The organism is Ruegeria sp. HKCCD3925, assembly GCF_057221175.1.
Genome location: NZ_JBWVBI010000001.1, coordinates 305,220 through 321,641, shown reverse-complemented (window position 1 = coordinate 321,641; position 16,422 = coordinate 305,220). Strand labels below are relative to the sequence as shown.

15 protein-coding genes are annotated in these 16,422 nt (G+C 54.6%); 6 read left to right on the top strand and 9 right to left on the bottom strand.

The window, feature by feature from the left end:
- Positions 1–27: 27 nt before the first annotated feature.
- Positions 28–486 (bottom strand): Fe-S cluster assembly transcriptional regulator IscR, encoded by a 459-nt coding sequence (gene iscR / locus AC2TEM_RS01575; protein ID WP_170393031.1) that lies wholly within the window; start codon positions 484–486, stop codon positions 28–30.
- Positions 487–664: 178 nt separating this feature from the next.
- On the opposite strand from iscR, the gene AC2TEM_RS01570 reads away from it, so the two are divergent.
- Positions 665–1,318, top strand: a complete 654-nt coding sequence (locus AC2TEM_RS01570) for an alpha/beta hydrolase (RefSeq protein WP_008758207.1) — start codon at positions 665–667, stop codon at positions 1,316–1,318.
- Positions 1,318–1,563, top strand: a complete 246-nt coding sequence (locus AC2TEM_RS01565) for a hypothetical protein (RefSeq protein WP_170393030.1) — start codon at positions 1,318–1,320, stop codon at positions 1,561–1,563. Before AC2TEM_RS01570 ends, AC2TEM_RS01565 begins: the two co-directional genes overlap by 1 nt.
- 72 nt (positions 1,564–1,635) lie before the next feature.
- On the opposite strand, the gene AC2TEM_RS01560 is transcribed toward AC2TEM_RS01565, so the two are convergent.
- The gene (locus AC2TEM_RS01560; RefSeq protein ID WP_255612097.1) at positions 1,636–1,767 is read right to left on the bottom strand and encodes a hypothetical protein; all 132 of its coding nucleotides are present in this window, start codon (positions 1,765–1,767) and stop codon (positions 1,636–1,638) included.
- A 186-nt stretch (positions 1,768–1,953) separates the two neighbouring features.
- Here AC2TEM_RS01560 and AC2TEM_RS01555 point away from each other — a divergent pair, with 186 nt between their 5' ends.
- The 3 genes from AC2TEM_RS01555 (at position 1,954) to AC2TEM_RS01545 (ending at position 5,128) form a co-directional block, all read left to right on the top strand.
- Positions 1,954–2,289 carry a DMT family transporter gene (locus AC2TEM_RS01555; protein ID WP_480453698.1) on the top strand — a complete coding sequence of 112 codons (336 nt, stop codon included), beginning with the start codon at positions 1,954–1,956 and terminating at the stop codon, positions 2,287–2,289.
- Positions 2,290–2,365: 76 nt separating this feature from the next.
- The gene (gene typA / locus AC2TEM_RS01550) at positions 2,366–4,183 is read left to right on the top strand and encodes a translational GTPase TypA (RefSeq protein WP_170421712.1); all 1,818 of its coding nucleotides are present in this window, start codon (positions 2,366–2,368) and stop codon (positions 4,181–4,183) included.
- A gap of 273 nt (positions 4,184–4,456) precedes the next feature.
- Positions 4,457–5,128 carry a hypothetical protein gene (locus AC2TEM_RS01545; protein WP_480855963.1) on the top strand — a complete coding sequence of 224 codons (672 nt, stop codon included), beginning with the start codon at positions 4,457–4,459 and terminating at the stop codon, positions 5,126–5,128.
- A gap of 56 nt (positions 5,129–5,184) precedes the next feature.
- Here the strand turns inward: AC2TEM_RS01545 and AC2TEM_RS01540 are convergent, their stop codons facing one another.
- The 4 genes from AC2TEM_RS01540 to recA all read right to left on the bottom strand — a co-directional run bounded on the left by AC2TEM_RS01540 (position 5,185) and on the right by recA (position 10,372).
- Positions 5,185–5,805 (bottom strand): transglutaminase-like cysteine peptidase, encoded by a 621-nt coding sequence (locus AC2TEM_RS01540; protein ID WP_170421718.1) that lies wholly within the window; start codon positions 5,803–5,805, stop codon positions 5,185–5,187.
- A gap of 360 nt (positions 5,806–6,165) precedes the next feature.
- Positions 6,166–6,453, bottom strand: coding sequence for a DUF1330 domain-containing protein (locus tag AC2TEM_RS01535; RefSeq protein WP_170421721.1), 288 nt, complete (start codon positions 6,451–6,453; stop codon positions 6,166–6,168).
- Between the two features lies 1 nt (position 6,454).
- Entirely contained in the window at positions 6,455–9,127 is a 2,673-nt protein-coding gene (gene alaS, locus AC2TEM_RS01530) for an alanine--tRNA ligase (protein ID WP_170421723.1), read from the bottom strand.
- Positions 9,128–9,307: 180 nt separating this feature from the next.
- The gene (gene recA, locus AC2TEM_RS01525) at positions 9,308–10,372 is read right to left on the bottom strand and encodes a recombinase RecA (protein WP_170393025.1); all 1,065 of its coding nucleotides are present in this window, start codon (positions 10,370–10,372) and stop codon (positions 9,308–9,310) included.
- Positions 10,373–10,694: 322 nt separating this feature from the next.
- On the opposite strand from recA, the gene AC2TEM_RS01520 reads away from it, so the two are divergent.
- Positions 10,695–11,156: a gamma-glutamyl kinase gene (locus tag AC2TEM_RS01520; RefSeq protein WP_480790381.1), complete on the top strand. Its 462-nt coding sequence runs from the start codon at positions 10,695–10,697 to the stop codon at positions 11,154–11,156.
- Positions 11,157–11,161: 5 nt separating this feature from the next.
- On the opposite strand, the gene AC2TEM_RS01515 is transcribed toward AC2TEM_RS01520, so the two are convergent.
- The 3 genes from AC2TEM_RS01515 to guaB all read right to left on the bottom strand — a co-directional run bounded on the left by AC2TEM_RS01515 (position 11,162) and on the right by guaB (position 16,229).
- Positions 11,162–13,453, bottom strand: a complete 2,292-nt coding sequence (locus AC2TEM_RS01515; protein ID WP_170421731.1) for an ATP-binding protein — start codon at positions 13,451–13,453, stop codon at positions 11,162–11,164.
- A 103-nt stretch (positions 13,454–13,556) separates the two neighbouring features.
- The gene (locus AC2TEM_RS01510) at positions 13,557–14,720 is read right to left on the bottom strand and encodes an RsmB/NOP family class I SAM-dependent RNA methyltransferase (protein ID WP_170421734.1); all 1,164 of its coding nucleotides are present in this window, start codon (positions 14,718–14,720) and stop codon (positions 13,557–13,559) included.
- Positions 14,721–14,780: 60 nt separating this feature from the next.
- Complete coding sequence (gene guaB / locus AC2TEM_RS01505; protein WP_170421737.1) at positions 14,781–16,229, bottom strand: IMP dehydrogenase; 1,449 nt, start codon at positions 16,227–16,229, stop codon at positions 14,781–14,783.
- Between the last annotated feature and the right edge of the window lie 193 nt (positions 16,230–16,422).

Sequence of the window (16,422 nt, the reverse complement as noted above, 5' to 3'; positions counted from 1 at the left end):
GACGGAACACAGAAAAACGTCATCAGATCAATCGTCCACGACTGCGAACAAGCTAGGAACAGCGGGACACGGTGCAAGATCATTCCGAATTACATCCGACAGCCGCGTTTGATGCAGGAATACGTAAACATTCGCGCTCAGGCTTTCCCACAACCGATTGGTCAGTGACTGCGCCCGGCTGCCCGAAGACGCGCCCGAGGCACCTGCCCCCTTGTGCATCGCATCCACCGTCTCATCAACCGCGGCCAGTATCTCGACCACACGGATTTCCGAGGCTGGTCGCGCCAGGCGATAGCCCCCACCCGGTCCGCGTACTGAACTGACCAGATCAGCTCGGCGCAGTTTCACGAAAAGCTGCTCCAAATACGGCAGTGAAATATCCTGGCGTTCGGAAATCTCGCCCAACGTGACAAGTTTGTCCGAGGACTGAAGGGCGATATCCGCCAGCGCAACCATCGCATAGCGGCCTTTGGTCGACAGCTTCATTTTGTTTCCTTCAGGCAAGAACTGCGCGAAAACATTGACGTCGCCCGAGCCAGTGCGTATCTCCCACTGACAGCGTTTTCACGCGACACAATGTAATTAGAACCGTTCTAAGGTACCTGAGGATTACCGTCAAGATAATCTCGGGGCCGACGCGTCAAAAAACAGGACCAAAGCACACATGCCCGAGGTGATTTTTCCCGGACCCGAAGGCCGCCTGGAAGGCCGCTACCACCCGCAAAAGGAAAAAGACGCACCGATCGCTATCGTGCTTCACCCGCATCCACAATTTGGCGGGACCATGAACAACAAGGTGGTCTATAACCTGCATTACGCCTTTTACAACATGGGCTTCACGGTTCTGCGTTTTAACTTTCGCGGCGTTGGTCGCAGCCAGGGCGAGTATGACCAGGGTGTAGGTGAGCTGAGCGATGCAGCATCAGCGCTGGATTACCTTCAGTCGATGAACAACAACTCCAAGCATTGCTGGGTCGCTGGGTTCTCGTTCGGTGCTTGGATCGGAATGCAGCTTCTGATGCGCCGCCCCGAGATCACTGGCTTCATCAGTGTATCGCCGCCCGCAAACATGTACGACTTTTCGTTCCTGGCCCCCTGCCCGTCTTCTGGCTTGATCATCAACGGATTGGCGGACCGTGTGGCACCGCCTGCAGACACTGCGTCTCTGGTCGGAAAGCTGCATGAACAAAAGGGTATCACCATCACCCATAATGAGGTGGAAGGTGCCGATCACTTCTTCCAAGACCGCCACATGGACACGCTGATGACAGATGTGACGGATTACGTGAAACGCCGCCTGACAGAGAATACGCGCTGATGTCCGATACCATCACTACCCTCGCCGCCAGATTGGCCGAGGACACGATGAAGGTTATGGACGAGACAGGCGAGGATCGATTCTTTGTGGAGGTTGGAGACGTTCTCGGTGCAGCCTCGCAATCCCTGGAAGAAGCGTTCTTGACCGAAATCCGGGTTAGGCTGGCGGAACGCAAGGCGCGTCAATTCGTGGTGAAAAGACTGTCTGAACATCGATCCAAGCTGAAAGCGATCGAAAAGCAGTAAAGATTGCTTAGCGTCTGAAGAAAAGAAAAGGAGCCCGAAAGCTCCTTTTCGAGGATATCGCTCGGTGGGCGCCTAAACCGGAAAACCTGTGAACCGCTCAACATTCTGGGCTGCATCAATGTCGACGGACCCCCCGTCTGCAAGCCACCCCAACGCCACAATCAATACCGAAGCGATAATGACCGATTTTGCAAAAGTCGTCATCTTATCAAACTCATTAAAAACACACTAAAAACAATCGAGTGTTTAGCACATATGCAAAAGCCCGAATAGTCGGGTTTACCTGACCTTTGATAAAGTTAGGGTTTTGATCATCTGCATCTGAATCCCCTTGCCCAAATGATCGCAAGTATGCTCAACCTTTCGCGATAATTCAGAGAGGCATCGCTCGTGCCAAAGACCTACCTAATCCTAATGTTGGCTGTTATCGCGGAAACCATCGGCACGACTGCGTTGCAGGCTAGCCATCAGTTTACGCGATTTTGGCCGTCGGCTCTTGTCGTGGTTGGCTATGGGTCGGCCTTTTATCTTATGGCCCTCACGTTAAAGGTCATGCCTGTGGGCATTGTCTATGCAATCTGGTCGGGCCTTGGTATTGCCCTGATCGCACTGATTGGATTTTTGGTTTTTGGCCAAAAACTCGATTGGCCCGCAGTCTTGGGTTTGGGCATGATTTTGAGTGGCATTCTGATCATCCACCTGTTTTCAGCCACAGCGGGCCACTGACCGCCGGTTAGGGCTGGTATATTTTGTCGCGCCGCGTTATGCGCGCGGCAACTTCCCGTTCAAAGGCTGACCTCTCATGGACCTGCGCAACATCGCAATCATCGCTCACGTGGACCACGGCAAGACGACCCTGGTGGATGAGCTGCTTAAACAATCCGGCGCGTTCCGGGAAAACCAGGCCGTGGCAGAACGCGCCATGGACAGCAACGACCTGGAACGCGAACGCGGCATTACCATCCTGGCCAAAGCCACCAGCGTTGAGTGGAAGGATACACGCATTAACATCGTCGACACCCCCGGCCACGCTGATTTCGGTGGGGAAGTCGAACGTATTCTCAGCATGGTCGACGGCGTTGTACTGCTGGTCGACGCCGCCGAAGGCCCGATGCCGCAAACCAAATTCGTGACCTCAAAGGCGTTGGCTTTGGGCCTGCGCCCGATTGTCGTGCTGAACAAGGTCGACAAACCCGATGCCGAGCCTGATCGCGCGCTGGACGAATGTTTCGACCTTTTCGCCAACTTGGGCGCCGATGACGATCAGCTGGACTTCCCGGCCATGTATGCTTCGGGCCGGTCCGGCTGGGCCGATATGGAGCTTGACGGTCCGCGCAAGGACTTGACCGCCCTGTTCGATCTGATCGTTGATCACGTCCCCGCCCCCAAGCAGATCGAGAAAAAGGACGAACCGTTCAGGATGCTCGCCACCACTTTGGGCAGCGATCCATTCATCGGTCGCATTCTGACCGGTCGCGTGGAAAGTGGAACTCTGAAAGCAGGTGACAGCCTCAAGGCACTCAGCCGAGATGGCACCCAGATTGAAAGCTTCCGCGCGTCGAAAATCCTTGCATTCCGTGGATTAGCTCAACAACCCATTGACGTCGCTGAAGCAGGCGACATTGTCACGATTGCGGGTATGAGCAAAGCCACCGTGGCAGATTCCCTTGTAGCCCCGCAAGTCGAAGAGGCCCTGCCTGCCCAGCCTATCGATCCGCCAACCATCACAGTGACCTTCGGCATAAACGATTCCCCGCTGGCCGGTCGTGACGGCAAAAAGGTTCAGTCTCGGGTCATTCGTGATCGCCTGATGAAAGAAGCCGAATCGAACGTAGCCATCCGCATCAGCGACACGCCCGGCGGTGAGGCCTTCGAGGTTGCTGGTCGCGGCGAATTGCAGATGGGTGTTCTGATCGAAAACATGCGCCGCGAAGGATTCGAGCTCAGCATCTCGCGCCCACAGGTTTTGTTCCGCGAGGAGGACGGCCAGCGCCTTGAACCTATCGAAGAAGTCACGATCGATGTGGATGATGAATATTCTGGCGCGGTGATCGAGAAAATCACGGGTGCGCGCAAAGGTGAACTGGCTGAAATGCGCCCTGCAGGGGCAGGCAAGACCCGGATCATCGCCCACGTGCCGTCTCGTGGCCTGATCGGCTATCACGGAGAGTTCCTGACCGACACACGTGGAACTGGTGTCTTGAACCGGGTCTTCCACGGCTGGGCGGCTCATAAAGGGCAGATTCCTGGTCGACGTGCGGGTGTTCTGATCTCGATGGAAAACGGTCAGGCGGTCGCCTATGCGCTGTGGAATTTGGAAGAGCGTGGCCGCATGTTTGTTGGCCCGCAAACTGATGTCTATCAGGGCATGGTGATCGGAGAGCATTCGCGAGACAATGATCTGGAAGTGAATCCGCTGAAAGGTAAAAAGCTAACCAACGTGCGTGCCAGCGGCTCGGACGACGCAGTGAGGCTGACCCCTCATATTCAGTTCTCGCTTGAAGAGGCAATCGCCTATATCGACGACGATGAACTGGTCGAGGTTACGCCCAATGCGATCCGGCTTCGCAAACGTTATCTGGATCCGCATGAGCGTAAACGGATGTCAAAATCAGCCTGATCAATGCTGTGAACTTGTTCACGTTTTGGAAACATTGCCACATTCGTGACATTTTTGCGTCAGGCTAGAAACAACACAGAAAAAGAAGACCTGGTGCAACAGCAGGTCTTCTTTTTGTTTTTTATGGATTAATCGTGTTTGAGTGAGCTGGATCACAGAAATCCAACAGAAAGTTTGCTTGAAAATAGGCGATAGAAAGAGGACTTTGTGTTCAAAGTGTGACGCCGTTTGAGTATACGGCAATTTAGTTAACGAGTGCTTAAGGAGCGTGCGATGCGCATCAAATCCAAACTGTTATCGATTGCTTTTGCTTCCGCAATCTTACCCTTCACCTTCGGAAATTCCGCTCAGGCGGCTGGTACGTGCACAGTGAGCACGGCCAAACAGTCTGTTTCGTCGAACACTCTTTGTGCGTGCGACGTGGTTACTTCAGGCATGCTCCGGTATATCCAACGGCGCGCCGACTTCGAGTCGATCCTGGAGCGTACAATTCTTGATTGCCCGAGATTTGCAGCAGTTTTGACTGACTTGCCGACTGCGAGCATCGGTTTTGCCGAACAAAGATCGGGCGATGGTCCATCAGATGAATCGGAACGGGAAAGATCAAATTCCGGCCCTAGCGGTGACTCATCCCCGGACAACGACCCTGATCCATCGACGCCAGAAGGCGAGAATAAGGGTAATGACAACGATCCTGACAACAAGCAGGAAAAAGACAAAAAGTCAAAGGACAAGAAATCCAAAGATAAAAAGTCAAAAGACAAGAAATCCAAAGATAAAAAGTCAAAAGACAAGAAATCCAAAGACAAAAAGTCAAAAGACAAAAAGTCAAAAGACAAGAAATCCAAAGACAAAAAGTCAAAAGACAAGAAATCCAAAGACAAAAAGTCAAAGGATCAGGGCCCACCTAAAGATAAAGTAAAAACTGATCTATTTGACAACTGATACCAAGTAAGGGCGCTGCTAGCAGAGTGCGCCCTTATTTTTTTGTATCTCAGATTTTAGCTCTTACCGAAAACACCGACCCAATTTCGTGGCTGCTTAGGATCTTGCATCCTCAGGAACAGATAGCGCGTCGCCTTCCAAGGCTTGATCTGATTGGTCAAATTATCCAGAACCAGATCGCCGTCGCTTGACCGATAGACCAAAACAGCATGAGAGTTTCTGCGCGTATCCAACACTGTCGCGAGCAGTAGTTTACGAGGGTCGAAACCAGCCTGGATCAAATCTCTTTTCTTTAGAAGCGCAAAATCTTCGCAGTCACCACCGCGCGACGTTGGAAGCGCCCAAAGTTCACTGGTTTTGTATTGCGACTGATCCGTGACCTCTCGCGTGGATCGATTAACGCGGCGGTTGATCTCTTTGACAAGTTTCAATTCTTGGCTGGTGGATAAGGAACCGATACCTTTTTGCGCACATGCCCAGGAATATTTACCGCAAAGCTGACGCGCACCAGAGGGTGGTGGCGAGGCAGCGATACTTGGGATAAACGCGGCATCTTTCGCCGATGCTTCAGTCCCAAGCAACAGCGATCCGTTAATCAGGATAGCCAAACCAAACAGCCCGCCAAGCTTGGCAGCGCTCTTTAAGTGGGCGTCTATGGTCGTACCAAAGAATTTCATGCCTGTCCCTCGAGTCCTATTAATCCCTGCAAACTGCGTGGATCAGAACCCATCTGTATACCGGACCATATCCGCAAACTGTGGTTGTCACGCAATCAAATCCGAGATTGAGCGGAAAAAACGGCGGAAATTCGTCACTTTTCGTGACCATTTCCGCGCAAGAAAGTGGCGCGAAGTGCCACAATCGGACAGAGAAATATGTTCAAAACCAACAGGAAGTACGCACAACCCGTTGTAATAATGTGTATAAATTCAGAGCGATCGTGAAGAGCCGCCCACGCTAAAATGCATGGCAGGTCGCACGGCTCTGGGCCGGGCAGAATTTGCAAATTTCATGCGAAGGTAGATTTAGCCTGATTCTCAGTCGGTAATTTCAACGACCACCAGCTCTCGCTCGCTGGCGCCACGGGCATGATCCAATGCCTGCTGATATGCAGGAGAATTGTAGCACTCTACCGCAGCCTCAAGGGTTGGGAAGCGGGCGACCACATTGCGTGGTCGCTCTTTGCCCTCTAACTGCACGTAACGTGCCGCGCGGGCGATGAATTCACCCCCATGCGCCGCAATTGCCGGCCCTGCAAGCTCGGCGTATTTTCCATAAGCATCGGCATCTGTCACAGTAACGTGTGCGATCCAAAGTGCTGGCATCTTATCCTCCCAAAACCTGTTCAGCGGCCTTGATTGCAGCCTCTGCATTCGAGGCATCCTTGCCCCCACCCTGTGCCATGTCAGGCCGTCCACCACCGCCCTTGCCGCCAAGTTCGGTCACCGCCGCGCGGACCAGATCCACCGCAGATACCGTGTCTGTCAGGTCCGAAGTGACCCCCGCTGCGACAGCCGCTTTGCCGCCGGTATCAGCAATCAATAATACTGCACCCGTACCCAAACGGCTTTTGTGCTCATCAATCAATGCAGGCAGGTCCTTTCCGGAAACACCCGAGAGCGACTGCGCAAAGAACGCCACACCGTTTACATCGCGCGCTTCAGCGCCACTGCCCTGCCCCGCACCTCCGGCCATCGCCAGATCACGGCGCAACTGCGCAACTTCGTTTTGCAGCGACTTACGCTCATCCAGCAGAGTCTTTACACGCGCCACAACGTCATCAGGCTGCGCTTTCAACTCAAGCGCAATTGAGGAAAGGCGATGATCCTGCTTCGACAGATACTTAAATGCGTCATCACCGGTCAAAGCCTCGATCCGCCGCACGCCCGCGCTGCTGGCACTGTCGCCCAGCACGACGAAGGTTCCGATATCACCGGTCTGGCGCACATGGGTACCGCCACACAGTTCAATCGACCATGTTTCGCCATCCTGGCCTTTGCCGGTGGGTGCTTTGCCCATCGAAACCACGCGCACCTCATCCCCGTATTTCTCACCGAACAGAGCTTGAGCACCCAGTTCACGGGCGTCATCAGGTGTCATAATCCTGGTTTCCACGGTTGAGTTTTGGCGGATGAATGCGTTCACCTCTCGCTCAACTTTCTGCACTTCTTCCAGTGTCAGAGCCTTGGAATGGCTGAAATCGAACCGCAAACGATCTGATGCGTTGAGCGACCCGCGCTGCGCCACGTGATCACCCAATGTCTCGCGCAGAGCTTCATGCAGAAGGTGCGTCGCGGAGTGGTTGGCACGAATGGCCGTGCGGCGCGCGTGATCGACTTCCAGCTCAACTGCGTCACCTTTTGAGATCGCCCCATGATCAATCGTGACCTTGTGAGCATAGACTTTGCCATCAGCAAACTTTCTGGTGTCTTCAACGCGGGCGATATCGTCGCGCTCATCCAACCTGCGAATTTCACCGGTGTCGCCGACCTGGCCGCCGGCCTCGCCATAGAACGGTGTCTGGTTGACTACGACCCAGCCGGTACCACCCTTCTCGATCTTGTCGACCAATACACCATCGACCACCAACGCAGCGACCTGCCCTTCGGCCTTTTCAGTATCGTAGCCAAGGAAATCGGTCGCACCGGCCGCATCCAGCACATCGAACCAAACCACCTGATCGGCAGATTCTCCAGACCCGGCCCACGCCGCGCGTGCCTTGGCTTTTTGTTCGGCCATCGCCACGTCAAATCCATCGGTGTCGACGGTTCGGCCTTTCTCGCGCAGCGCATCCTGCGTCAGATCGAGCGGGAAACCATAGGTATCATACAGTTTGAACGCCGAGTCTCCGGGTAGTGGATCGCCGTCAGGTAGGCCCGAGACTTCCTCATCCAACAGCTTCAGACCGCGATCCAAAGTTTGCTTGAACCGAGTTTCCTCAAGCAGCAGTGTCTCTTCGATCAGTGGCTGCGCCTGACCGAGCTCTGAATATTGCGCACCCATCAATTGCACCAGCGTGGGTACCAGGCGGTGCATCACCGGATCTTTGGCCCCCAAAAGATGCGCATGGCGCATCGCGCGGCGCATGATACGGCGCAGAACATACCCTCGCCCATCGTTTGACGGCATCACACCATCCGCGATCAGGAACGAAGTTGAACGCAAGTGGTCCGCAATCACGCGATGATGCACGTTTTGATCCCCATAAGGATCAACACCGGTCGCATCCGCGGAGGCTTCGATCAGCGTTTTGAACAGATCGGTGTCATAATTATCGTGGCTGCCTTGCAGCAACGCACCAATGCGTTCCAATCCCATGCCGGTGTCGATCGACTGCATGTCGAGTTCGACCATCGAGCCGTCTTCGAACTGCTCGTTCTGCATGAAAACGATGTTCCAGATTTCGATGAACCGATCACCATCTTCCTCAGCCGAACCCGGAGGCCCACCCCAGATGTGATCACCGTGGTCATAGAAAATCTCGGTGCACGGGCCGCAGGGGCCGGTAGGGCCCATTTGCCAGAAATTGTCATTGGTAGCGATGCGGATGATCCGGTCTTCAGGGACACCAACCTTTTTCCAGATTTCAAATGCCTCATCATCGGTGTGATAGACAGTGGCCAACAGACGGTTCTTATCGATATCAAATTCTTTGGTGATCAGTTCCCAAGCGAACGGTATCGCCTCATGCTTAAAGTAATCCCCGAATGAGAAATTCCCCAGCATTTCAAAGAACGTATGGTGGCGAGCGGTATAGCCCACATTGTCCAGATCGTTGTGTTTGCCGCCTGCACGCACGCATTTCTGTGCAGTGGTAGCACGGCTGTAGTCGCGGGTTTCGACGCCAGTAAACAGATTCTTGAACTGAACCATACCCGAGTTGACGAACATCAGTGTCGGATCATTGCGCGGAACCAGCGGGCTGGACGCAACCACTTCGTGCCCCTGCTTGGCAAAGTAGTTCAGAAAGGTAGATCGAATGTCGTTCAGCGTTGGCATAAGGCTCTCTCGGCGCGCAGTCTATATGGTCAGCAAAGGTTTAGCCGCACCCCCCGAGAGTGTCCACAGCATAGGCCCGTCCGAAACGAAACAAGGTGGCCCCGACGGGCCACCTTGTTCCAGATAATTTCAGCACCACCGAGGTGCCGGGGATTTCTTCGGCGCCCCCTCACGCGTGCTTTAAGCTTCGAGGATGTCATCCTCTTCCGCCTCGGGCGGCATTTCAAAGTCCAATCCGTGCGCGGCGCGTATTTTGTCTTCAATCTCAAGCGCCGCACGGGAATTGTCACGTAGATATTGCTTGGCATTCTCACGCCCCTGCCCGATCCGCTCATCACCGTAGCTAAACCACGAACCCGACTTTTCGACCACACCGGCCTTGACGCCCAGATCCAGCAGCTCACCCATTTTGCTGATGCCTTCGCCATACATGATGTCGAATTCCACCTGCTTGAACGGCGGTGCCACCTTGTTCTTGACGACCTTGACGCGGGTCTGGTTGCCCACAACTTCGTCCCGATCCTTGATCGCACCGATACGGCGAATATCCAAACGGACCGAGCTGTAGAATTTCAACGCATTACCACCGGTAGTGGTTTCCGGGCTGCCAAACATCACACCGATCTTCATCCTGATCTGGTTGATGAAGATCACCATGCAGTTCGAGCGATTGATCGAGCCGGTCAGCTTGCGCATCGCCTGGCTCATCAGCCGGGCCTGAACACCCACGCTGCTGTCACCCATGTCGCCTTCCAACTCGGATTTCGGCGTCAGCGCCGCAACCGAGTCGACCACGACCATGTTCACGGCCCCCGACCGCACCAAGGTGTCGGTGATCTCAAGGGCCTGCTCGCCGGTGTCGGGCTGAGAGATCAGCAATTCATCCAGATCCACACCCAGCTTGCGCGCATATTGAGGGTCCAGTGCATGTTCTGCGTCGACGAACGCGCAGACTCCGCCGCGTTTTTGCTGTTCAGCGATGCAGTGCAGCGTCAGCGTGGTCTTACCCGAGCTTTCCGGGCCATAAATCTCGACGATCCGGCCCATCGGCAAGCCGCCGATCCCCAGAGCGATATCCAAGCCCAGCGATCCGGTCGAGCTCGCATCGATATCCTGCTTGGAATCTTCGCCCAACTTCATGATCGAGCCTTTGCCGAACTGCCGTTCGATCTGGGCCAATGCGCTGTCGAGCGCCTTTTGCTTGTCTGCGTTTTTCTTGTCGCTCATCGTCAGAAGATCCGCCATTGTCCTGTCGCCTTCTCTTTTGTCACACCCTTGATCGGGCGGCAATCGCTGCTTTGTTCGCCTCTTGTTCCTTATGGGACCAAAAAGAGAACATTTCAACTAAAACTTATGAAAACTACTCTTCAGCAATTGTGTTAAAGAGTCGTTTACGACAATCTGAGACATGAAAGGCATTGAAGAGAAAAGATAAATGCTTGTTTTCTATGAAAAGCGGCTTGCGCTTCTGTCTGTTCCAAAGACCGGCTCCACCGCGTATCAATCAGCTTTACGCGATCGGGCCGATATCGTCGTGTCCGGACCAACAGACCTGAAACATGCGAACATGCGCCGCTATGATCGTTTCTTCCAGACCATGTTTCGCAAGATGTTTGATGCAGAAATGGACGTCATGGCCATAGTGCGCGAACCTGTCGATTGGTTGGGAAGTTGGTATCGATATCGAACGCGCGCCGAATTGGCAGGTCATCCGCATTCCACAAAAGGTTTAAGCTTCGAGGCATTCCTTGACGCCTATATGCAAAACCCCCGCCCGGCCTACGCAAATGTGGGATGCCAAACCGATTTTTTGCAACCCCGCAGTAACGGTAAAGGTGTTGCGCATATCTTCAAATATGACAGCCAGCAAAAGATACTGGATTTCCTTCAGAATCGGCTGGAATGTAAAATCGATCTACCACGAGAGAACGTCTCGCCCGCTTGCCCGATGGACTTCTCAAAACAAACTGAACTCCGGTTCCAATCATTGAACGCCGCAGAATACGCATTGTATCGTGCTGCCGAATAGCGTTTTCAATTCATTTGCTGAAACACCGCTTCGGTCAGCTGGGTCAACGAAAACGGCTTGGGCAGGAAGGTGGAATTTTCGATCTGAGGACCAGATTCGCCGAACGCCCCTTCAGTATAGCCTGACATGAAGACCACCCGCACGTCAGGCCGTGTTTTCATGGCCTCGCGCACCCAGGTCGGGCCGTCCATTCCGGGCATGACGACATCGGTAACAAAAACATCCACCAGCAAATTGGGGTCGTCCAACAATTGCAGCGCATCTTCGGCTGATTCAGCTTCAAGCACAGTGTAGCCCTTCAAGCGAAGCGCCCGCGTCGCGAAGGCGCGCACCGGGGCTTCGTCTTCGACCAACAAAACCACGCCTTCACCCAATCGGGAACTTTGCACCTCTGAGGTATCGGGGGCCTCAGGCTCCGATTCTTGGACCCGGGAACTCACAGGCAAGAGCACGGTGAATTCCGTTCCCCGGTCCTGCACACTGTCGACAAATATGAAACCACCAGTCTGTTTTACGATCCCGTAAACAGTCGATAGCCCCAGCCCCGTCCCCTCGCCTGTGCGTTTGGTCGTATAAAATGGCTCAAACACTTTTTGCAGTTTGTCTGCAGGAATCCCGATGCCGCTATCGATGACTTTGACCGTAACATATTCTCCCGGCTGTACCGTAGCCCGATCGCGCGTGATCGATTGATCCAATGTCACTACTTCGGTCTCGATCCGAATCTCCCCACCCTCGGGCATCGCATCACGCGCATTGACGACCAGGTTCATCAAGACCTGCTCTAACTGGCGCTTGTCCGCGCAGACGGATTTGAGCACCGGATCATGACTGAGCGTCAGGCGGACCTTCTCGCCCACAAGACGGTTTAGCAAATGGATAAGGTCTGAAATCGTATCTCGCAGATCCAGCACCTCGGGCCGGAGCGTTTGTTTGCGCGAAAAGGCCAGAAGCTGGCTGACCAACGCTGCAGCACGGTTGGCGTTCTGATTGATCTGTATAAGATCGCCGTAATTCGGGTCATCTTGGTCATGGCGCAACAGCAACAGATCACAATGCCCCGAAATCGCCGTCAGCAAGTTATTGAAATCATGTGCGACCCCGCCAGCCAATTGCCCAACGGCTTGCATCTTCTGGCCTTGAACAAACTGCGCCTCCATCGTTTTCAGTTCGGTGGCATCGTTCAGAACCGCAATAAGACAGACCTGACCATCCCTGAGAATCCGTGACAGCGTAACTTGCACAAATACCTCTTTGTCCTTGCGCACCAAACGCAGGAATTCAGACCGCGGTGCTGCGCCTTGTTCGGCAGCACTCGCCAGCCAGTCCCTGATCGGATAGCCGAGCCCCTGCATCATGCTTTCGATATTCGTCCGCCCCGGTTGGATCTCACCGACCAATTCAACCGCGAGGTGGTTTGCTTCGCTAACATCTCCATCGGGAGACATGCACATGATCGCAACTGGCAAATCTGCAAATGATGTCGTGTGCTGCGGTCCTTCGGCGTGCTGCAGCGGCGTTAAAAGCAACTCACGCACAATACCGCTGTGCCTTAGCGTTGTGACAGTGAATGGTGCTTCGGTTTCCCCGGTTTTAATCTGTATGATGCTACCATCAACTGCACCGCCAGCTTGAACCATCGGCTTGAGGCATGTGGGAATCTGACCAAAAAGTTCGATTGCCGCATCATTGGCATCCAGCACCACGTCATTTCGTCCGACCGTCAGAACCGGCCGCTGCACGCTGCGCCAGATCTGGGGTGCATCTATTCTAAAACGCCAGCAAAACCGATTTTCACCCAGCTTTGAAACAGACACGGGTATTGTTTGTCCGCGCGTGACAACATCTTCTTCCCAAAAGCCCCGTTTCAGGGCATGAGACTGCAAACGCAACAGCACCGCCGACGGGTTTGCAAATACGGTACGCAGAGACTCATCTAGTCGCGTACCCGCGTTCCGAATAAGACGCGCATTGGCCTGAGCGTTTGCAACTAGCACCTCGCCCGTCGCATCCGAAATGACACAGGCATCGGTTTCTTGCTCTAGAAAACCCGTCATCGCAGCGTATGTTTGCGCTTCGATCTGATTCAATATCCAAGCGCGCGCCAAGGCAAAGACCACTACTACCAGGAAGGACAAGCCAACGGCTGCGGCCCCAGCACTTAACCGTGGCGGCAAGACGTCAAAGAAGGAAAGTACGCTCAATAAAATGGCGATCAATGCCAGTGAGGCATAGCGCCCACGATCAATGCCCCATCCACTTGATCGAGAGGGGGTAAATTCAGATTGAATAGACATAAACAGCCCGGATTATTACAATTTCTGATCAATATCTGCCTGCAATGGTTAATTGCTGCTTAATGATCAGTGACATAAACTTCTTAAGGTTGTGTTTTAAAGTTTATATTCGCGTCAAGTGTGCTGTAAAAAACCCATCGGTCCCGTGTGAAACCAGCCACGTTTTGCGGTATCCGCTCTGCCATTCGGGATTGCTGGCCAAGAATCCATCAATAATGTCGTCGTTTTCAATCGCCAGCATCGAGCAGGTCGCATAGGCAAGCACGCCTTTGGGCGCAACGAGAGGTGAAACATCTCGTAGAATGGTGGCCTGAATCTGCGCTAGTTCCTCCAAACGCTCGAGCGTTAGTGCCCATTTCCCTGCCGGCGCGCGACGCCACGATCCGCTGCCGGAACATGGCACATCTGTCAAAACCACATCGAACGGGGCCTGACCAGTGATTTGGCCTGTGGTCAGGATCTTGACATCCGCGCCCGCCCTTGCCGCGCGTGCTGGCAAGTCGCGCATACGGTTGGGATTGGCATCATGAGCAAAGACCTGAACACCCATATACGTAGCCGCTAAAGCAAGGGACTTGCCTCCGCCACCCGCACAATAGTCAAGGACACGCATGCCTGGCTGCAAATCAAGCGCGGCAACTACCGCTTGGCTCGCGGCATCCTGCAACTCAACCAGCCCATCTGTATACGGACCGCTCTGAGATATCTTGCGTGCGCCCTCGATAACTTCCAATGCAGTATCGCAGGCCGGATGTGGATGCGCCGTGATCTCCTCGGCAGCCAGTCGTTGAATGGCTGTAGGCAGGTCAGTTTTCAGCAGGTTGACCCTCAGATGAATCGGAGCGCGCGATTGTAGCGCGGCTGCGGCAAGTTCAGCTTCGTCCTTCAACGCGGCCTGAAATTGGGGCCACAACCACTCGGGGATATCCAGACGTTCTGCGTCGCTCCGAAATGACCTGGGTTGGTCAGCCTCGGTTACCTCTGCAGGTGCATATCGCGCGCTCGAAAATACTGACGTTAGGTCTGAGCCCAAGGATCGGGCGGCACCGATCATCAGGCCGCGCCCCGTCTCGGATCCACCGAGCGCCGAGAAGGATCGCTTGCACCGCAATGCATCAAACACATGATCCCGGATCGCAGCGCGATCCTTAGATCCCGCGAACCGACTGCGTCGAGCCCAGCCGGTCAACGCCTTCTCGACCGGTGCACCGGCAAGAATGTCATCGAGGATCTCGATCGAGGCCTGTACCCGAGCAGCAGGTGTCATCGCGTTTTCCGTTCGTCTACACGATCAATTTCGAGAGACCCCCTGAAGGGTCTCACAAACTTACATCACGCGATAATTGGGGCTTTCCCGTGTGATCTGAACGTCATGCACATGGCTTTCCTTCAAACCTGCGCCAGTGATTTTGACAAAGTTGCAGTTCTGGCGCATCTCATCGACGGTGGCACAACCGGTATAGCCCATCGCCGCGCGCAAACCTCCAACCAGTTGGTGCACAACAGCGCTTGCGGACCCTTTGTACGGCACCTGACCTTCGATCCCTTCGGGCACCAGCTTGTCATTCGCGGCGTCTTTCTGGAAATAGCGATCCGCCGAGCCGCGTGCCATCGCACCCAGGCTGCCCATGCCGCGATAGGATTTGAACGAACGTCCTTGATACAGAATGACCTCGCCCGGGCTTTCATCCGTACCAGCGATCATTGAGCCGACCATGGCACAAGACGCACCCGCCGCTATGGCCTTGGCAAAATCGCCCGAGAATTTGATCCCGCCATCCGCGATGACCGGAACATCCCCGGCCGCAGCAGCGCAATCCATGATCGCCGTCAACTGTGGAACCCCAACGCCCGCAACCATCCGTGTTGTGCAGATAGATCCCGGCCCGATGCCCACCTTGATTGCGTCAGCGCCCGCGTCGATCAACGCCTTCGTTGCCTCAGCTGTAGCGACGTTCCCGGCGATGATCTGCACCTCATTCGACAGTGTCTTGGCGCGCTTTACCGCGTCCAGCACCCCCTGCGAATGGCCGTGTGCCGTGTCCACAACGATGATGTCGACGCCTGAATCCACCAGCTGCTCAGACCGCTCGAACCCAGCGTCTCCGACCGAGGTTGCAGCAGCCACACGCAGACGGCCCAACCGGTCTTTACAGGCCGTAGGGTTCAGCACGGCCTGTTCGGTATCTTTCAGCGTCAGTAAGCCTGTCAGCTTGCCCTCGCCATCGACGACCAGCAACTTTTCGATCCGACGCGCACGCATAAGGCTTTTGGCCTCTTCCAGATCGGCAGGCTCTTGCAGCATCGCCAGATTGTCCGAAGTCATCATCGCGTGGATCGGCGTATCATCCGAGGTTGCAAAGCGCATATCTCGGTTCGTGACGATACCAACGACCCGGCCACTTTCGTCTACCACAGGGAAACCTGTGAAATTATACCGCTCGACCAAAGCCTGCGCATCCGCCAGTGTCTGATCCGCGCGCAACGTCACAGGGTTATAGACGATACCGGATTCGAACCGCTTTACCCGACGAATTTCACGCGCCTGTTCCTCGACTGAGAGGTTCTTGTGCACAACTCCGATCCCTCCGGCTTGTGCCATCGCGATGGCCATGCGCGCTTCGGTCACCGTGTCCATCGCCGAACTGAGCAGCGGGATATTCATAGTGATTTCACGCGTCACGCGTGTGCTCGTATCTGCCGTTGCCGGCAGCACAGAAGATGCGCCCGGAACCAGAAGAACGTCGTCGAAGGTGAGTGCCTCACGAATCTGCATTTGATAACCCCATGCAAAAGCCCGTTTGACGGTGACCCTATTGCATGGATTTCACCAGAGGGAAAGCCCCGAACCCAAGTTGTTTTCCCCTGCGGGCTTCTGCCACGCCCGAAAACGACGCAAGCAATGCAAAACGTGCCGCTGAATGCCCTTTCCCTTTGCGTTCAAACCCATATGTTCGCCGGCATACGCG